Origin of the sequence: Variovorax sp. OK605, assembly GCF_900115445.1 — a bacterium.
Taxonomy (GTDB): domain Bacteria; phylum Pseudomonadota; class Gammaproteobacteria; order Burkholderiales; family Burkholderiaceae_C; genus Variovorax.
Window position 1 is genome coordinate 39239 of record NZ_FOWL01000028.1, and the last position, 15367, is coordinate 54605.

18 protein-coding genes and 1 pseudogene are annotated in these 15367 nt (G+C 59.4%); 11 read left to right on the top strand and 8 right to left on the bottom strand.

Annotated features, from left to right (window positions below; genetic code table 11):
* Nucleotides 1-594: 594 nt before the first annotated feature.
* Both BM013_RS38500 and BM013_RS38505 read right to left on the bottom strand, forming a co-directional pair.
* Nucleotides 595-1023 (bottom strand): DUF932 domain-containing protein, encoded by a 429-nt coding sequence (locus tag BM013_RS38500; RefSeq protein ID WP_177225692.1) that lies wholly within the window; start codon nucleotides 1021-1023, stop codon nucleotides 595-597.
* Between the two features lie 96 nt (nucleotides 1024-1119).
* Entirely contained in the window at nucleotides 1120-1692 is a 573-nt protein-coding gene (locus BM013_RS38505; protein ID WP_093135703.1) for a helix-turn-helix domain-containing protein, read from the bottom strand.
* Between the two features lie 231 nt (nucleotides 1693-1923).
* On the opposite strand from BM013_RS38505, the gene BM013_RS38510 reads away from it, so the two are divergent.
* Together BM013_RS38510 and BM013_RS38515 are read left to right on the top strand one after the other, a co-directional pair.
* Nucleotides 1924-2196: a helix-turn-helix domain-containing protein gene (locus tag BM013_RS38510; protein ID WP_093135646.1), complete on the top strand. Its 273-nt coding sequence runs from the start codon at nucleotides 1924-1926 to the stop codon at nucleotides 2194-2196.
* A 418-nt stretch (nucleotides 2197-2614) separates the two neighbouring features.
* On the top strand, nucleotides 2615-3964 hold the full coding sequence (locus BM013_RS38515; RefSeq protein WP_093135649.1) for an IS5 family transposase: 1350 nt from the start codon (nucleotides 2615-2617) through the stop codon (nucleotides 3962-3964).
* A gap of 974 nt (nucleotides 3965-4938) precedes the next feature.
* Here BM013_RS38515 and BM013_RS38520 read toward each other — a convergent pair.
* Genes BM013_RS38520 through BM013_RS41015 form a run of 4 tightly spaced genes read right to left on the bottom strand, consistent with a single transcriptional unit; the run spans nucleotide 4939 to nucleotide 8604 of the window.
* On the bottom strand, nucleotides 4939-5838 hold the full coding sequence (locus BM013_RS38520; RefSeq protein ID WP_093135651.1) for an SIR2 family protein: 900 nt from the start codon (nucleotides 5836-5838) through the stop codon (nucleotides 4939-4941).
* On the bottom strand, nucleotides 5835-6494 hold the full coding sequence (locus BM013_RS41005) for a hypothetical protein (RefSeq protein ID WP_143098484.1): 660 nt from the start codon (nucleotides 6492-6494) through the stop codon (nucleotides 5835-5837). Before BM013_RS41005 ends, BM013_RS38520 begins: the two co-directional genes overlap by 4 nt.
* The gene (locus BM013_RS41010; protein ID WP_143098485.1) at nucleotides 6484-8352 is read right to left on the bottom strand and encodes a hypothetical protein; all 1869 of its coding nucleotides are present in this window, start codon (nucleotides 8350-8352) and stop codon (nucleotides 6484-6486) included. Before BM013_RS41010 ends, BM013_RS41005 begins: the two co-directional genes overlap by 11 nt.
* An 18-nt stretch (nucleotides 8353-8370) precedes the next feature.
* A complete protein-coding gene (locus BM013_RS41015; RefSeq protein ID WP_143098486.1) occupies nucleotides 8371-8604 on the bottom strand; it encodes a hypothetical protein in 234 nt (77 codons plus the stop codon).
* Nucleotides 8605-8868: 264 nt separating this feature from the next.
* Here BM013_RS41015 and BM013_RS38525 point away from each other — a divergent pair, with 264 nt between their 5' ends.
* From BM013_RS38525 to BM013_RS38535, 3 genes and pseudogenes are all read left to right on the top strand, one after another.
* Complete coding sequence (locus BM013_RS38525; RefSeq protein WP_093135654.1) at nucleotides 8869-9450, top strand: recombinase family protein; 582 nt, start codon at nucleotides 8869-8871, stop codon at nucleotides 9448-9450.
* Nucleotides 9451-9792: 342 nt separating this feature from the next.
* A pseudogene (locus tag BM013_RS38530) lies at nucleotides 9793-9990 on the top strand (transposase); the annotation flags it as partial.
* Nucleotides 9991-10139: 149 nt separating this feature from the next.
* Entirely contained in the window at nucleotides 10140-10760 is a 621-nt protein-coding gene (locus BM013_RS38535) for a hypothetical protein (RefSeq protein ID WP_143098487.1), read from the top strand.
* Between the two features lie 360 nt (nucleotides 10761-11120).
* Here BM013_RS38535 and BM013_RS38540 read toward each other — a convergent pair whose 3' ends face one another.
* A complete protein-coding gene (locus tag BM013_RS38540) occupies nucleotides 11121-11792 on the bottom strand; it encodes an SOS response-associated peptidase (protein ID WP_093135659.1) in 672 nt (223 codons plus the stop codon).
* Between the two features lie 102 nt (nucleotides 11793-11894).
* On the opposite strand from BM013_RS38540, the gene BM013_RS38545 reads away from it, so the two are divergent.
* The 6 genes from BM013_RS38545 to BM013_RS38570 all read left to right on the top strand — a co-directional run bounded on the left by BM013_RS38545 (nucleotide 11895) and on the right by BM013_RS38570 (nucleotide 14098).
* A complete protein-coding gene (locus BM013_RS38545) occupies nucleotides 11895-12395 on the top strand; it encodes a hypothetical protein (protein WP_143098488.1) in 501 nt (166 codons plus the stop codon).
* Between the two features lie 21 nt (nucleotides 12396-12416).
* Nucleotides 12417-12761, top strand: a complete 345-nt coding sequence (locus tag BM013_RS38550) for a hypothetical protein (protein WP_143098489.1) — start codon at nucleotides 12417-12419, stop codon at nucleotides 12759-12761.
* Between the two features lie 31 nt (nucleotides 12762-12792).
* Entirely contained in the window at nucleotides 12793-13023 is a 231-nt protein-coding gene (locus BM013_RS38555) for a hypothetical protein (RefSeq protein ID WP_093135666.1), read from the top strand.
* Nucleotides 13024-13048: 25 nt separating this feature from the next.
* Nucleotides 13049-13273: a hypothetical protein gene (locus BM013_RS38560; protein ID WP_256221880.1), complete on the top strand. Its 225-nt coding sequence runs from the start codon at nucleotides 13049-13051 to the stop codon at nucleotides 13271-13273.
* A complete protein-coding gene (locus BM013_RS38565) occupies nucleotides 13270-13584 on the top strand; it encodes a phage protein NinX family protein (protein ID WP_093135670.1) in 315 nt (104 codons plus the stop codon). The genes BM013_RS38560 and BM013_RS38565 overlap by 4 nt, the downstream gene beginning before the upstream one ends.
* Before the next feature lie 157 nt (nucleotides 13585-13741).
* Complete coding sequence (locus BM013_RS38570) at nucleotides 13742-14098, top strand: hypothetical protein (RefSeq protein ID WP_093135672.1); 357 nt, start codon at nucleotides 13742-13744, stop codon at nucleotides 14096-14098.
* Nucleotides 14099-14836: 738 nt separating this feature from the next.
* On the opposite strand, the gene BM013_RS38575 is transcribed toward BM013_RS38570, so the two are convergent.
* Nucleotides 14837-15115, bottom strand: coding sequence for a hypothetical protein (locus tag BM013_RS38575; RefSeq protein WP_218153730.1), 279 nt, complete (start codon nucleotides 15113-15115; stop codon nucleotides 14837-14839).
* Between the last annotated feature and the right edge of the window lie 252 nt (nucleotides 15116-15367).

Below are 15367 nucleotides of genomic sequence, written 5' to 3' on the forward strand. Positions count from 1 at the left end.
CAGCGCTCCAGGCCGCCGCAGGCGCGCGGCACGCGCCGAGCACGCGCAGCGCGCGCAGGGCCTTGAACGCGAGAACGAGGGGGTAGCCTCAGGGCTCACAGGCAAGCCCTCCCCCGCCCTCCGCAGAGGCCCCGGACGGGGCCCGCGACCTCGAACCCTCCGCGCACCGCCTGGTGTCCTGGCTGCCACCCAATAGCGCGGGCGAAACGCGCACGGGCCTGCAATGCCCCGGCACGAGGCCACGCACGTGGCCTCACCGGGATGCACGCGCCCCGGCCGGGGCCGGAGCGTGCGGACGCTCAGGTGCCGGCTCTGAAAGACACAGCGCAATGGAAGCCGGCCCTGCAACCCACGTCAAGGCCACGCGAAGCGCCCGGAGAGATGCGCGAGCACGACCGGGCGCAGCGCCCGTGGCATGGCTGATGACCGATGGCAGCCCATCGGTCCGTCGGCCGACAAGATCACGCAAAGACAAGGTGACCCGGCATGGCGGTGTGCCGCGCGCGCCGCAGGGAAATGCCCGCGGCTCGGCAGCACGCCGCACCGGAGCGCCCCGCTCGACAGGGCCGGCGGCGACGCCGGCCCATGGCCGCCTCAGCGACCGATGCGCCGCAGCGCCAGGTTCCACAGCCCGGTGTTGAGCCGCACGTTCTCGCGGATCGCGCGGATGCCGCGCGTGTGCATCACTCGACCGCGTGCCGTGCGTCGCGGCAACCCGCCGCGCAGCACATGCTCCTGCACCGTGTTGAAGGTCCGCCAGACGTCGTCACCGACATCGGCCAGGCGCCGGCGTTCGAGCAACTGCAGCGGTTCCACCGGCAACGCGTCATGGCCCGCGAACCGCAACGCCAGCGCCTCGCGCGCGAAGTCGAGCTGCTGTCCCTGCGTCAGGGTCGTAGTCCGCATCTGCGCGACCGCCTCCCCGACCTGCGCCAGATCCCGCGTGATCTTCTGCGCCGCGTCCACCAGGTTGGCCACCACGTTCCCCCGATGGCTCACATGGACGAACCCGACGTCGCCCATCTCTGAGATGCGCCCACGCCGCGAAGGGCCCGACGCAATCGCACGTCCGCCGCCAGCACCAGCCCGAAACTCCATGCGCTCTGGCCCGGGGCGTCATCACTCCCGCAGCGTGGAGACCACCGACAGGTAGGACACCGGCCGCATATGGATCGTTTCGATCCCGTGCAGCGCCGTCGCGTCAAACACCAACGAATCCCCTGCCCTCACGGTCACAACTTTGGCGCCGTAGCGGTAGCTCACCTCACCCGAGAGGAAATAGAGAAGCTTGAGCCCGGGGTGCTGAAAAGTGACATAGGGTTCGGCATCCGGCAGGAGCGTGACCAGATAGGGCTCGACGAACACATTCCCCGAGAGCGAGTGTCCCAGCAACTCGTAACGATAGCCCCCCACCGCCCCAATGCGGTCGACCACGAGTCCGTGACCCGCAGGTACGTGACAGAAATCCGTGCGGCGCGCTTGGTCGCCGAAGAATCGCGATACGGGCACGTGAAGGGCTTGCGCGATGCGGTCCAGCGTCTCCACCGAAGGCGACACCAGCCCGTTTTCGATACGAGACAACATCGAGCGAGAAACGCCCGATGCCGAGGCAAGCTCACCGGCGGACAGGTCTGCAGCCATCCGCAACGCCTTTGCCTGGGTGCCTATGAGCGAAGCTGAAGCGCTGCGTATTACCGGTGCCAAGCGCTGCGGACGGACGTGCGCTACCGAGGCCGGTAGACGCAGGGGTCGGGCCGTTGGCAAAGGTGAGGCGACTTGTTGACGCGTCATTGGGTTCTCGTTAGCAAAGACGAGCGCCTTGAATCGAGGCATCGGCTTTCACAACTCCGGAGCCGCTCGCTAAACGCATTATGTACCATACAAGCAGGTGCATAAACAGCTCCTCGCGACGAAATTCGTCGCATGCGATCGACGCAGGACCCTGCACTATTGAAAGCCTTTGCGGCCGAGCTCAAGGCTCGGCGGGCTGTGCGCGGGTTAAATCAAGAGGAACTTGGATTTGCGTCGGGTCTCAATCGCACATTCATCGCCAAACTGGAGACCGCCACTACCAGCCCTTCATTGACGAGTCTTATCTTCTTGTGCAACGGACTCGCGGTGGACCCGTCGGAGCTTATGGACTCTTTGATGAAGCGCTATAGGAAAGAACTCCGGACCAAACCAGTGGCCGGATAACGCCGCCAGCGAGCGCGCGTTTTCCTCCGGAACTCTTCTTCAGAGATGATTGACGCGGGCCGCTACCCGCCGCCCAGCGCGGTACAAGGGATGGCAAGGAGGTTCGCTCCTGCATACCAGTGCAGAACGACGAGCGCTGGAACACGCCGGTGGCTTGGATCGGTGGTGATCGACCTGTTCAGCCGCCAAAGTAGTGGGCTGGTCGCAGCGTGAGCACATGACGCGAGATTTCGTGATCGACAGTCATCATCGGCGCCCTGTCCATGCCAAAGCTCGGCAACGACACTAAGCAGTCCGCGCTGAACAATCTCCAACTCTTTGATTTAGCTGGTGATTTCAGGGTTTGCGCGGCGCGGAATTTGCAGGGTATCGGGTTGTACAACGCAGTTTCCTTGCAAATTCCGACGAGGTTTGATCGATGGGACCGAAGCCTGTGACCCCGCAGACCGACGAGCTGTTCGTCTCTCGCCTGGACGAGTTGATCAACATGCGTCACGCGCTCGTTCGCCTGGCCGGCTTGATCGACTGGAGCGAGATCGAACGCACGTTCGGTGCGCACTTCGACTCGGGGCGCGGTCGCCCCGCATTGCCTCCTCGGCTGGTCGCGGGCCTGCTGTACTTGCAGCACACCTTCGATGCTTCCGACGAAGCGGTGATCAACACCTGGATCGAGAACCCTTACTGGCAGTACTTCTGCGGTGAGGTGTACCTGCAGACCGAAGCGCCCATCGACCCAAGCAGCCTCACGCGCTGGAGGAAGCGCATCGGCGAGGAAGGCGTGGAGACCTTGCTCATGGCCACCATCGAAGCCGCACGGCGCGGTGGCGTCGTGAAGGCCTCCAGCGTGGATCGCGTCATCGTCGACACGACCGTGATGCCCAAGGCCATTGCGCACCCCACTGACAGCCGACTGCTGGAGAAGAGCCGCCAGCATCTGGTCAAGACTGCCGAAGAACACGGTCTGCGCTTGCGCCAGAACTACAACCGCACCGCCCCCAGACTGGCCGCGCAGATCGGGCGCTACGCCCACGCCAAGCAGTTCAAGCGCATGCGCCACGCCGTTCGCACACTGCGCACGCGTGTGGGTCGCGTGCAGCGCGAGGTGGCGCGTCAACTCGGCGCGCTGCCCGAGCAGGCACAGAGCAAGGTCAGCGACTTGCTCGCTCGCACCGGCCGCATTCTGGCCCAGCGCACGAAGGACAAGAACAAGCTGTATGCCTTGCACGCCCCCGAGGTTGAGTGCATCTCCAAGGGCAAGGCCCGAACGCCGTACGAGTTCGGCGTGAAGGTGAGCATCGCGACGACCTTGAAGGAAGGCCTGGTGGTGGGCATGCGCAGCATGCCGGGCAATCCGTACGACGGCCACACGCTGGCCGAGACTCTCGAACAGGTGGGCATCCTGGCCGAACGCAAGCCGACCACGGCGATCGTGGACAAGGGCTATAGGGGCGTGGAGATCGAAGGGGTGCGTATCCTGCGCTCGGGTCAGAAGCGAGGCATCACGCGGACCTTGAAGGCCATGATCCATCGACGCAGCGCCATCGAGCCGGCCATCGGGCACATGAAGATGGATGGGCGCCTTGGCCGCAACCCGCTCAAGGGTGCCCTGGGCGACGCACTGCACGCGGTGATGTGCGGTGCAGGTCACAACCTGCGATTGATCCCGGCGAAGCTGCGGCTTCTTTGCGCCCGACTCGGCTTGGACCTGCATGCATTGCTGGTTGCGCTGGCGCCGGCCGCCACGCTCTGTCACGTCGCACTCAACTGAAAACTGAATTGTTCAGGGCGGACTAAGCAACACGAAGACCGAATACGTCTCAGGGTCAGGCGCCGAACCGGTAAACAGGGCGTGACGTCCGCGGTTGCGGTAGTAGCAAGCAGCCACGATGTTCGAAGCGACTGTGCGCCCGCCGTCCACCTGCGCGGTCAGGTGCTCAGCAGTCAGCCGAAAAACATTCGCGCCTGGTCACGCGAGATGCCATGTTCGGCGGCGAACGCCTTTACGCCTCGGCGCCACAGGGTGTCGGCAGTAGAAACACAGGTGGCCTTGGGCCCAGAAAGCGCGCTCGCGGAGTGCGTAGAGACTTGCTCTGTTCATCATAGGGTTTCACGCTGAAGTGATTCCCCGTTGATCATCGCGGCAGCTAGGGTAACAGCGGCACGACCGACTGGCGAGGCACTGGCAATGTGCCGACGCTGTCGGGATTCCCAGGCCCCGATTAGGCACCGGTTTATCTCGGTGCCGGCTGCATGAGCATGCGGTCGTTCCCGATGATGTCCAGCAACAGCCCTACTTCGGGAACGGTGGGCGGAGATTTGGATTTGCCACCTTGCAGTCACTTTCACTCGCCTTTTGGTCTGAAGGCGCGATTACTGAAGCAGTTACTGCACGATGTCTCGGAAGCACCCGGACCGATGCGGAGGCAAGCGCAATGAAAAAAGCTCGTTGATTTACTTAGGGCTTTTTGACTTACGCGGACAACCGCGAAAGTAATGTTGGTGCTGGGGCGGAATCGAACCACCGACACGCCTTCGACCTCGCTAGACCGTTGATTTAATAGAGTTTTTTCTACCAGTAAACGCTGCAAAGTGTACCAGATCGGTGTACCGATCCTGCCGCTATCGAGCCGGAGGAGGAACGCTAGATACGGATTCGGCTCCCCTCTGCTTACGTCAGAGCCGTCGGACCTATACGGCCTGCAGCAGGTAAACAGATACTCAAACGATCACCGCCCATACTGACTACCCGACCGCTCTAAGTTTCGCCGCTCTCTTGCAGATTTCTAGCAGCAGCAGCGGAATATCCGCATAGCTTCCAACCTTATGACTAACCACCCCTCGATCTTCCCAATACGATCCAAGCGAATCGGTGGGCCCTGCAAGCCTAATCCCCCAAAAATGATCGGGCATACTAGAGTGCTCGGCTTTAATAGGCTGAATCATGCTCATTAGATTCATATCTGTACCTGAAAGACCAATAAACAAGCACGTATTTGACCGGAAAATATCAGAAACCCGCTGTCGCCATAACAATTTCTCTTGCCCAATGATGTTAGCGTAATCATATTGAGTGAAGATCACACCGCGCTGCAGGTCAACGCCGAAATCTCTGGGCAGCAAACCGTGCGGATGTAGAACAGTCACATCGCCATAATCAGACCAAGACGGTAGCATGTCTACCGATCGAACAACGAACCCTCGGGATTCTAGATATTCTTCGAGTAAGTTATCAAAGTTGAAAGTTATCACATTGGATACTTTCCCTCTTGACGACGACATTACCATCGCGCCCAAAGCGCCCATAAGAGGCGATCTATCTATACTTGTCGGATCTGAATTGACAATCTCATAAAGCGCTTTTCGTATTGCCTCTGCAAATTTTATCCGATCCCCGGAAAATCCATTGCGCAACACTTCTTCCGCAGCAATCTCGTTCGTCTGGTTTTTGCCTCTTGTTAACGAGGTGCTTTTAAACAGTGCTTCTAGCAACTCATCCCATGAAGGCAGTCCGATGCCCATCGAGACTCCTGCCCCAAGCACTAGAGAAAGCCTTCCGCGAATTAATTGCTCCGCCAAAAAGTCCTTGAGCCATTCCTCGTCACGCCAGATATCGGGAGAATGCCTTGTGCTGACCTTTGTCATTCATCTCCTCCAGAGCGAGCCCACGCCCATTTTATGAGGCCATGTTGCTTGAGGTAACGGAAAAAGCTATCTACTTTTCTGAGCTGGGCAGCTCCGCGGTAGAGAAAGTTCACTTCGCCTCCGGAGCCTGCGCTAACGATATCAGTATCTCTTAACAACTCGCGCACCGTTACACGGTACGGAGAAACCTGCGACAGGATTGTGTTAAAAAGTGCTGCATTTAACAGATCGTCGCCCCATAAAGCCACGGTCTTTAGAGATCGTCCGTATCCATCAATAGAGGCGAAGATCGAACTTACTCGATAGGTTCGGCCAGGGCGCTCCCTTTCAGGCTCATTGACGGGAGCGACTAGATCTTTCACGAAGCTTGCGATAGCAACTCGCGGCCTTTCAATACGGTTTTCAATCCCGCATATGGCGAAAAAGTTATTAACCCGAACGTGATCGTCAGTCATTAGCATGAACCGATCTTTCCCGTCACGAAGCAGAAATTTATGCACGCCACTCGGCGTGTCCCAATCAAAGGAGTACCAAGCGTTTTCAATAATTACTTGCCAGTTCCCGACTTCCTTTTTTTGGGCAAACAAGTCCTTTGCACTTTCCTCTTCGGAAAGTCGACAAAGATAGCCAGCTACGTTTTCGAATTCAGTTGGCATGGTTTCCCTCTGAAAAAGCCAGTTGGGCCATGATCCAAGCGGACCGCCTCCCATCGGGAGTGTTCGTCAGCGTGGACGATCCGGAGTGATCGTAGATAAAGCGCAGGGGGTTATCGATTTGACTTCCCGGCTGAAATAGCTTCGGCTCAGAGCGCGTACCACGGCTAGCGCGAGCTAGTTGAGCGGCTACTTCTGGGCTGTAGAAGTAGGAAAAACTTATGCGCACCAGATGACTCAAGTGCTGCAATCTTTTCTTGAAAAACTCTTTATTCTTCGTTAACCGGTCAATCGCCACACCTATGTAAGGGCCGTCGGGAAAATGAGATCGCAACGAAGTTAACTCTTGCAAGAGTTGGGCAATAGCGCTATCGAAAGGTTGTGCAATAGTCAAATGTTCGATCAAAATCGCACACAAAGTTCGCGTAATGTATTCGTTGATCCGGTCATTGATGTTGGGAATTACATCCCAGCTTCCCCAAATAGCTGAAATGTATGTCTTGGGATCGCGCTGGTAGAAATAGAGAAAGTCGAACACGTGCGTGAGGACTTCGGATGCTTCCCCATAGCTATCCTCGATGACGGACAATAAGGAGTCGCTACCATTTAGTTCGATATCGTTATCGTCCTCCGTCACGACCAGACATAGCGCGAAGCAAAAATACGCTTGCAATTGCTCGTACGAGTTCGCCGGCTCGGCGTTTCCGGCGATTAGTTGCATTATTCGATTTAACTCCGACGAGTTATCAAACGCCGGAAGAATACTGCTAATAAGTCCATCGACGAAAACGTGTGACAGTTCGTGCGTAACCGTTCTCAAAGTCCAACCAACGGTATTCGCCGCCGTAATTACCTCAAGAGGCACACTTAACGTATGGGTGGTACTTTTGAAGCCATCGCGACCGCTGAAACAAACGATGAGGGGCATTCGTTTTCCGTCAGCGCGGGCACTCGCGTCAGGCAAATGATGTATTTGCCAAAAGCCGTCAGATATCGCAAGCCTTTCCAAACGCACTGAGTTGGGAGGCTTGTTTTTTAGAGCTAGCAGGCGCCCTCTAAAGTCTGCGGTAGCCGCCGTACCTTGCACCTGCCTGCGAATGGACAGCAACGCTTGCGCCGCCATTCCAATTCCTAGCAACGAGTGCGTCCAATAATGACATTCCGTACCTAGGATTGGAGAAGTACCGGCAAAGGTTTGAGAGGAAAACCTGGATAGAGCAGCATTGACATTTACTAGCCACTGCGCCTTTGCAACACCTCGCCATTTTGGGTTTTCGAGCGTTTTTCGAAAACCAAAGTCAAATGTGGCAATCTCCTCATCTACTCCGGCTAGCGAGGCTTGCCCTTTTGCGCGAGTGGCAGCGACAAGTGTTCGGTATTCTTGTGCAACAGATTCAAGCCCTTCAGGCAAGCCCAGGATCGGTCCGGAGTCGAGAGGGCCGTCGTTTGTATCTTGCCTAGGCCCTGGCACGACCAGCATGATCGAACCGTTGGAAACTTTCCAGCCTTCCCAGCCAACGGTTTTATCTAGAGAAACAAGAAACGTATTGAGCCTAACTTCTTCCTCGTGGTTTGTCGCCAAGAGTAAAAGGTTATAAATCCCAAAGGTTAGAAAAGCTGGGAGCCCCGGCGGCAACCGACCCGGGTAGAGAGGGCCGATAAAGCAGAAAGAGCAATTCAAATTCCTAAGATCAGGAAACTTGCTTTTGTTGAGGGCGAAAATTGGGCTTGAGCGAGTAGATGCTCCCCAATTTTGAAGGGCTGCATCTACGCTTTTAAAAAGCTTGACCGTATGCCCGCTCAGATCGTCTGTCCGTGCTACCGAGAGGACATAGTCTTCGCCAACGATTGCGACTTTCATCGTTGGCGAGTCCGGGCGCTACGCGCGAATGACTTCGCCGGTGTCGGGATGCCGGGTCAGGTGGACAATTACGGAACAACCGCTTGAGCTTTGAACAGGTGCTGTGTTATCAGCTTTCTTACGCCTTACCTGGACACGTCCCATCGGGCCTGTCATGCCATGCGCATCATGGTCATAGTGCCCATGCCGACGCGATCCAACCTGGGTTTGAAAACCCAAGACAGCATCAAGTTCGCCTTCGATGTTGTACATGACTGGAGGGTGCCAAAAAAGGTAAAGCCGATGATTATCCTACGCGGACTGAAGAGTTGCAAGCAATGTTGCAATTCGGGCAGGCAGAGATGGATCGGACGCTCGGTTTGTAACGTGTATTTACATGATGCGCAATACGCTTTCACCCCTGTTCGGAAATGACCGGTTTCGGACGCCCTCCCAAGGCATGTCCAAAACCTAGCTCGACAGGGTTTCGGACATTCATCACAATTCGGACTCCCTTTTCGTACGCAGGAGCACGCCGTGTCCAGAGTCTTCGCATATTGCCGCGTCTCCACTACAGACCAGACCACAGAGAATCAGTTGCACGAGATAGCTTCAGCTGGTTTCTCAGTCGTGACCCAGCGCATCGTGCAGGAAACCGTTTCGGGCTCAATGCCGACAGCTGAGCGCTCGGGATTCTGCAAGCTTCTGGACAAGCTGGAGGCTGGTGACGTGCTCGTCGTAACCAAATTGGATCGCCTGGGAAGAAACGCGATGGACGTTCGCGCCACCGTTGAAGCACTGTCGGGCATGGGCGTTCGCGTTCATTGCCTCGCGCTAGGTGGAGTGGACCTGACCAGTGCGGCGGGGAAGATGACGATGGGGGTGATCGCCGCCGTGGCCGAGTTCGAGCGCGACCTGTTGGTCGAGCGCACGCAGGCCGGTTTAGCCCGCGCCAAAGCCGAAGGAAAAGCCCTGGGGCGTCCATCAACGCTCGGGCACCCTCAGATAGCAGAGGTAGCTCAACGCCTCGCTGCGGGCGAATCCGTGGCCGCAGTGGCCCGTGCGATGAAGACAAGCCGCCAGACCATCATGCGGGCTCGGGACAGCTCGGGCGCCTGAAAAGGCTCAACCTCGACGTGAGCGGAAGGCGGCCCGCTACGCAATCGCCTGCCCTCGCTCCCTCAACCTCCGCGACCGACCATCACCGGTGAACTAGCACGCCACCGGCAGCTAGGCCCCGAACTGCGCGGCATCGTCAGTCCTACATTCTTCTACGCGGACAACAACACCGCGCTCGATGGCTAGCGAGCGATCTCGGCAGCCATGCGCACCAGAGGCATTTGCCCGTAGTCGCGCGCCACCATCCCAGCCCCGGCGTGACCAGTGACCGCATCGTGTACGTCTTCAGGGATGTCGTCTTGCGCTGCTGGTCACGGTAGATCAGGCGCGAGAGCTCCTGCGAGCGAGGGCTACGCGCTCTCACAGCGCAAGCGCAAGCTCATCGAGCAGGGCTTCGGCTGGGCCAAGACGGTAGGACGCATTCGCCAGGTGATGGTGCGTGGCCTTCAGCGCGTGGACCATCTGTTCGTGCTGACGATGACGGCCTACAACTTGACGCGCATGCGCTCACGGGGGCAAATCCGTCAGCAGGCGCTCTGAGGCACGCAAACGCCCCCAGACGCTCCCTCAAAAAAGCGAAAACGGCTTCAGAAATTGCTGCCTGACGCACCATGTGAAAATCAACTTCTCGCCCCAGAGGGTGGCTCGCTTGGCGGGGGAGTATTTCAGCAGCCTGTTAAGGAGCGAAAATGAAGAAGCCAATTCCGATGATGGATGCTGAACAGATTCAGAAGGCGAAGCGTCCGTTGACGGAGGACGAGACAAAGCAACATGCGGAGTTCGAGCGCTTCTTCACGGAATTAGTCGCCGAGTCTGATCGGGCAGCAGTGATCTTGGGGGCCGCGAAGATCGACGCGCTTCTTTTTCAACTGCTTGCTGGTGTGCTGCTGCCGTCAGACACGAAAGCGGATGAACTTTTGGGCCAAGACAAGCCACTTGGTACCTTCAGCGCACGGGCGACGATTTGCTATCGACTGGGTCTCATCGACAAAGACCTATTGCATGCGATCACGTTGGTTCGGCGGATTAGAAACGATTTTGCCCATAGGCTCCGCGGCGTCAGCCTGACCAGCGGTGAGAACGGCAACCGAGTCCGCGATCTGATTGCCCCGCTTCGAGCAAGCAGCGGCTTCGAATGGCTGACCGACGGGGGAAGGCAGAAAATTGTCGGTCCAGCCATGGAGTTCCGAGCGGCCATCTCGTTGCTTTATCTGCGCCTCGAAGGAGCCTGCGATGCACGTCCAACCGTCTATCTGCCGGTCGCGATGCCCTTGTTGGCCCCAAACTGGCGTGACGAGGACTTGGAATAAAAACCGCGTGAGCCTCGGCGATCTGCGTAGCGGGCGCGAAGTGAGCGACAAGTGCGCGTGCTACCTGCCTCGCTCGCTCGTCTCGTCACATGCGAGATTTCCTTACATCCGCCACTACATCGTAGAAAAACAGAACGGAAAGAAAAAGAGTCCACTACCATTTTCATAGCAGACTTCGGTGGCCATGCGGCCTTTTAGTTGGTAGGACGTACTGGATTCGAACCAGTGACCAACGGATTAAAAGGCCCCAGCGGTTTTCAAATAAATCAACCACTTAGGCCGAAAACTGTCCCGCAATTGTAGAGGAATAGTAGTCACGAAAGCCAATGCCGGCGCGGGCCACTTTTTTGCGGAACAGTTTTAGGCGGCAGCCGGCCCTGCCTCGAACAGCTCGACTGCCGGCAGCCGCAGCAGCTGCTTCGCCTCCTCCACCGTGCCGGCCAGCCACAGGTCGACGTCGCCCAGTTCGATGGGGATCACGCTGCGCTTGTCCTGCTGGTCGGGCGGCAGTTTCGGATCCGGCTTGTGCATCCGGTTCATGAGGGGATGCTCGTCGGCGTTGAGCGTGAGCATCGTGTAGCTCTCGTACACCTCGCCCGTCGCTTTGTCGGTCCAAGTGGCCCACAGGCCGGCCAGGCCCCACGGCGTGCCATCGGCGCGCCGGAACTGCCACCACTGGTTCTTCCCGCTCTCCCAGTTCGGCTCCATGAAGCTGGCGGCCGGGATGATGCAGCGGTGGCCGCGCTTCCACGGGTCCTTGTAGCTGGCCTTCGCCTCGAGCTCCTCGCTGCGCGCGTTGTTGGTCGGGAACTTGAGCTTCGGCTCCTTGGCGAACCAGGGGATGAGGCCCCACTGTCCCACGACCAGCTCGCGCTCGTAGCCCGTCTCGTGCCGCGCGCGGCGGATGAACGGCGCCTGAGACCGCGGGAAGACGTTGATCGGCGGAAGCAGCGGCGTGCGGCCGCGGCCCTCCGGGATGCGCCAAAAGCGCTCCGCCTCGGCCGATTCAGGAGTCCGGTACTGGTTGCACATGGGTGGTCCTTCCGATCACATTTTGCGACACCAAAGGCAGTTGACGAAGCTCCTTGCTCGGAATAATACTGTATGCCCATCCAGTATTTTCAGGAGTTCACCATGCAGCCCCTTTCCTCCCAAATCCATGCTCCGACCTCCACGCCGGACATCGTGCAGCTCGAAGGCTATGACCAGAACTCGCAGCCCGCGATGTTCGACGTTCAGCGGGCGCGCACCGCGGCCCGGAACGACTGGGTGTCGCGCTACGTGAGCGAGTGGAGCCGCTTGGCCAACGGCCGCATGGACGACGAGATCGCGGACACGGAAGGCACCGCCCTGCACCACGTCGTCGGCCACCGGCCGCCCGAGGAGGTCGCGCGCCAGCACTTCAACTCGTGCACCGGCGCCGCCGATACCCTCACGAGCGCCGCGACCAAGTTCCGCCTGCTGGCCACCGATGTCGGGCTTATCGCAGAAGGCGCTGAACTGTCGACGGCGCAACTGGAGTTCGCCCAGGGCATCGCCGAGCTGTGCGCCGCCGTTGGCGATCAGGTGCGCACCGCGCGCGACGGCAGCGCGGGCGACCTGATCCGCGCGAACTATGGCCCTGTGCCGTTCTGAGTCGCTCCACAGTTTGAATCCTTGAAAGCAGAGGTTTCGGCCAGACGCGTCAAGGGGCGAATCCAGCCGTGGAACCGCCAAGCAGCCTTGGTCGTCGGGCATCTGACGACCACGCTGAAAGAGGCGCATGACGAACGGAAGGTTGTGGTCCTGTCGGTCAACGGGGGCGACAAGGGCAATCTCCAACTCTTCGAACCTCGCCTGATTTGCGCCGGCGGCAGCGAGTTGAAGTTCACCGGCTACGAGCGCGTCGAGTACTGCTGGGTGATCCAAGAGTGGGTGTGCGAACTGCAGTACGAGCCGCCAGTCAGCGACGCCGTCATCCGCACCCGCTACGGCCTGCCGGCAATTCCGCTGCCGCGGTGAACTGGAGCTGGCCCCCGCGACAATCCACCCCATGAGCCAAGCTGACTTTTTCCCCTCCCCCTCCCCCTCCGACGCCACCATCCTCTCCACGCCGGTCTGGTACAGCGACAAAGCCCGCAACGAGCGCGAATTGCCACTGACGCCTGGCGACTACAAGATCACTCCCGGTGACCGTTGGACAGTCGCCTCGTTGAAAACGGGCGAGGTGGTCTATGACGGTATCGGGCCGGTCGAAATCCTGCGCAAGCGCGCGGAGGCCTGACGCGATGGCCTCCCTTTTTCTCTCGATGACCGAAGCCGTCATGAACCATTGGAAGGCAACCGGCAACGCCTATCCAAAGAAATTCATCCTCACGCCCGAGCAGCACAAGGGCTACGTGGACTCGCGGCGCGCCGGCATAGGCGGCGCCGCCGCGGACGTCACTGAGCACATGGGCGTGCCCGTCGAGGTCGCGGAAGGCACGCCGGGCGTGATGGTGGCCGTGGATGGAGCCAAGGTCTCGCTGCATTGAGTGCTGAGCGCGCCAGCGACCTCCTAGGCCTCGCGCTGGATCGTTGGGTGGCCAGGGCCGATGGAAAGGCCGCCGACGACGATTTCCGCCCGTCGACGGACTGGGCAATCGGCGGACCGATCATCGAGCGCGATGGCATCCAGGTCGCTCCGATGCCGGCCAAGGGTTCGACCTGGTGCGCCGTCGCAGTCGGCCGCCTGCCGGTGCGCGCGAGCGGCGGTACCGGCGGCGGCTGGATCGAAGGTCCAACGCCGCTGGCAGCTGCGATGCGGGCCTACGTTGTTGCCCGGTTCAGGCACGACCTCAAGTAGCGTTTTCCTACGGGCGCTTGAAGCGCTCGGGCCGAATGGCGCCCTGCCGCTCGGTCAGCTTCAAGCGCGCGTTTCCGTTGACCCGGCCGGGCTTCTTGCTCGGATACGATCCTGACGCCGCCCTTCCTCCTTTCTCGCAGCCCAACGAGTCGATGACATGCGTACCGCCCTCTACTACACGCTAATGCTCTTGCTCGGATTTGCCTGGTACAGGCTTGGGCAAAACTTGCTTCGCAAAAGGCGTTGGGACGAAAGTGGCAACCGCACCGAAGGGGTCGTGGGGCCAGCGGGATTACTCCTGTGTGCTGGCGTGGCCTGCTATCTCTTGTTCGCGTTTTTGCGCGCGCTGGTGCGAGGTGAAGTGCCATGCGTTGGCAAAGCTTGCAAGATGCAGATCTACACCTTGGCGGCCAATGCTGGCGAGTACTGGGCCAACATGTTTTTCCTCGCGTGGATGGTCTTTGGCCTGAGCTATGCGATGTATGTGACGCTCAAGATTTGGTTCCGAGCGTAGCAGTGCTGACACCGAGGCTGAGCGGCCGCTCGTCGAGCAGCATCGGCGGGAGGTCAGAGAGGTGCGGCATGGCCGGACGCCCCCGCACGGCCTTTCTGTCGGCGTGCTGAAATGCAAACCCATAAAAACGGGCAATAAAACCACATGTGAAAACGCGCGACCTCTCAACACTGGTGCGGCTGGCCAGCGCTCGACTAGGTCGTAAAAGCAACCACCCGAAGCGTGCGGGCTCGGTGGGGGTTAGACCGCGCGCCGGCGGGGCCGGCCCTCGTGGCGGCGGGAGGCGCGGCGAGGCCCGTGGCAGCCCTGTGGAGAGGCCGAGCGGACTAACGCGAGGCGCAGAGACAAAGAGGTGAAGAAAAGGGCGCTATGGGCGCCCTCGGGTCTCTACGGTGAAGGGTTTCCAGGCTGCTTTGGCCAATGCGGAACGACACTCTTCTTTCGTCAACGCGCCATTGAGCTTTCGTCGGTCAGCGCGGAGGGTCGCTCGATCGGCGCTCCGGCACGGCACGGCACGGCACGGCACGGCACGGGCAGAATGCGACCAACAGCCGGAGCCGCCAAAACCAGCCACTCGCCGAGGTGACCAAATTCACCTGGAAGCCGGCGTTCGGGGCGCATTTACAACAAGAGGGGCTCAGGGACGCTGCGTTATGTTCTACACCGCATCTTCCGGCATGCCATCAGCACCAAATTTCACACCGCGCTCTTCCAGCTTCGCTCGCGCTGCGTGGTGCACTACCCGCGTTTGCGCGTGTCAGACTCCAACAGCCTGCGCAAGGTGGATGGGCTGACGTTGGCATTGCGCACCACTTCCATTCGGACACCCCAGAACTTGTCGTTCGCGAACCGATCCAGAATCTCTGCGTTCGCATCCGGGTTCATAGCAGCTACGGCGCGGATACCTTGATTGGGGTCGGTCAAAAAGGGCTCAAGCTCAGCCGCATTGGCTGCCCCACTGGCTGCAATGTAGCGACGCTCCTGTGCATTTTTCTGTTCCGTTGTCTTTTTGACCATCACGCACTCAAAGGAGATGAAAGCTTCTAGCTTCGCACACGCCATGGCTGATGCATACGAACTCCGGCTGCGCCAGTCGGATAAACATCCCAAGGTTGGATTCGTCGTTCAAGTATTCAAGTGACCGCTTTACGCCCTGACGATGACTAGCGTGGACCCTTCGCAACGCATGTGCGACCGGCTACAGTCGGCCCAGGACCGGACGTTCGAAACCTACCTTCAGTTTTTCTCAGGAGACCCGTTTGAACCGCG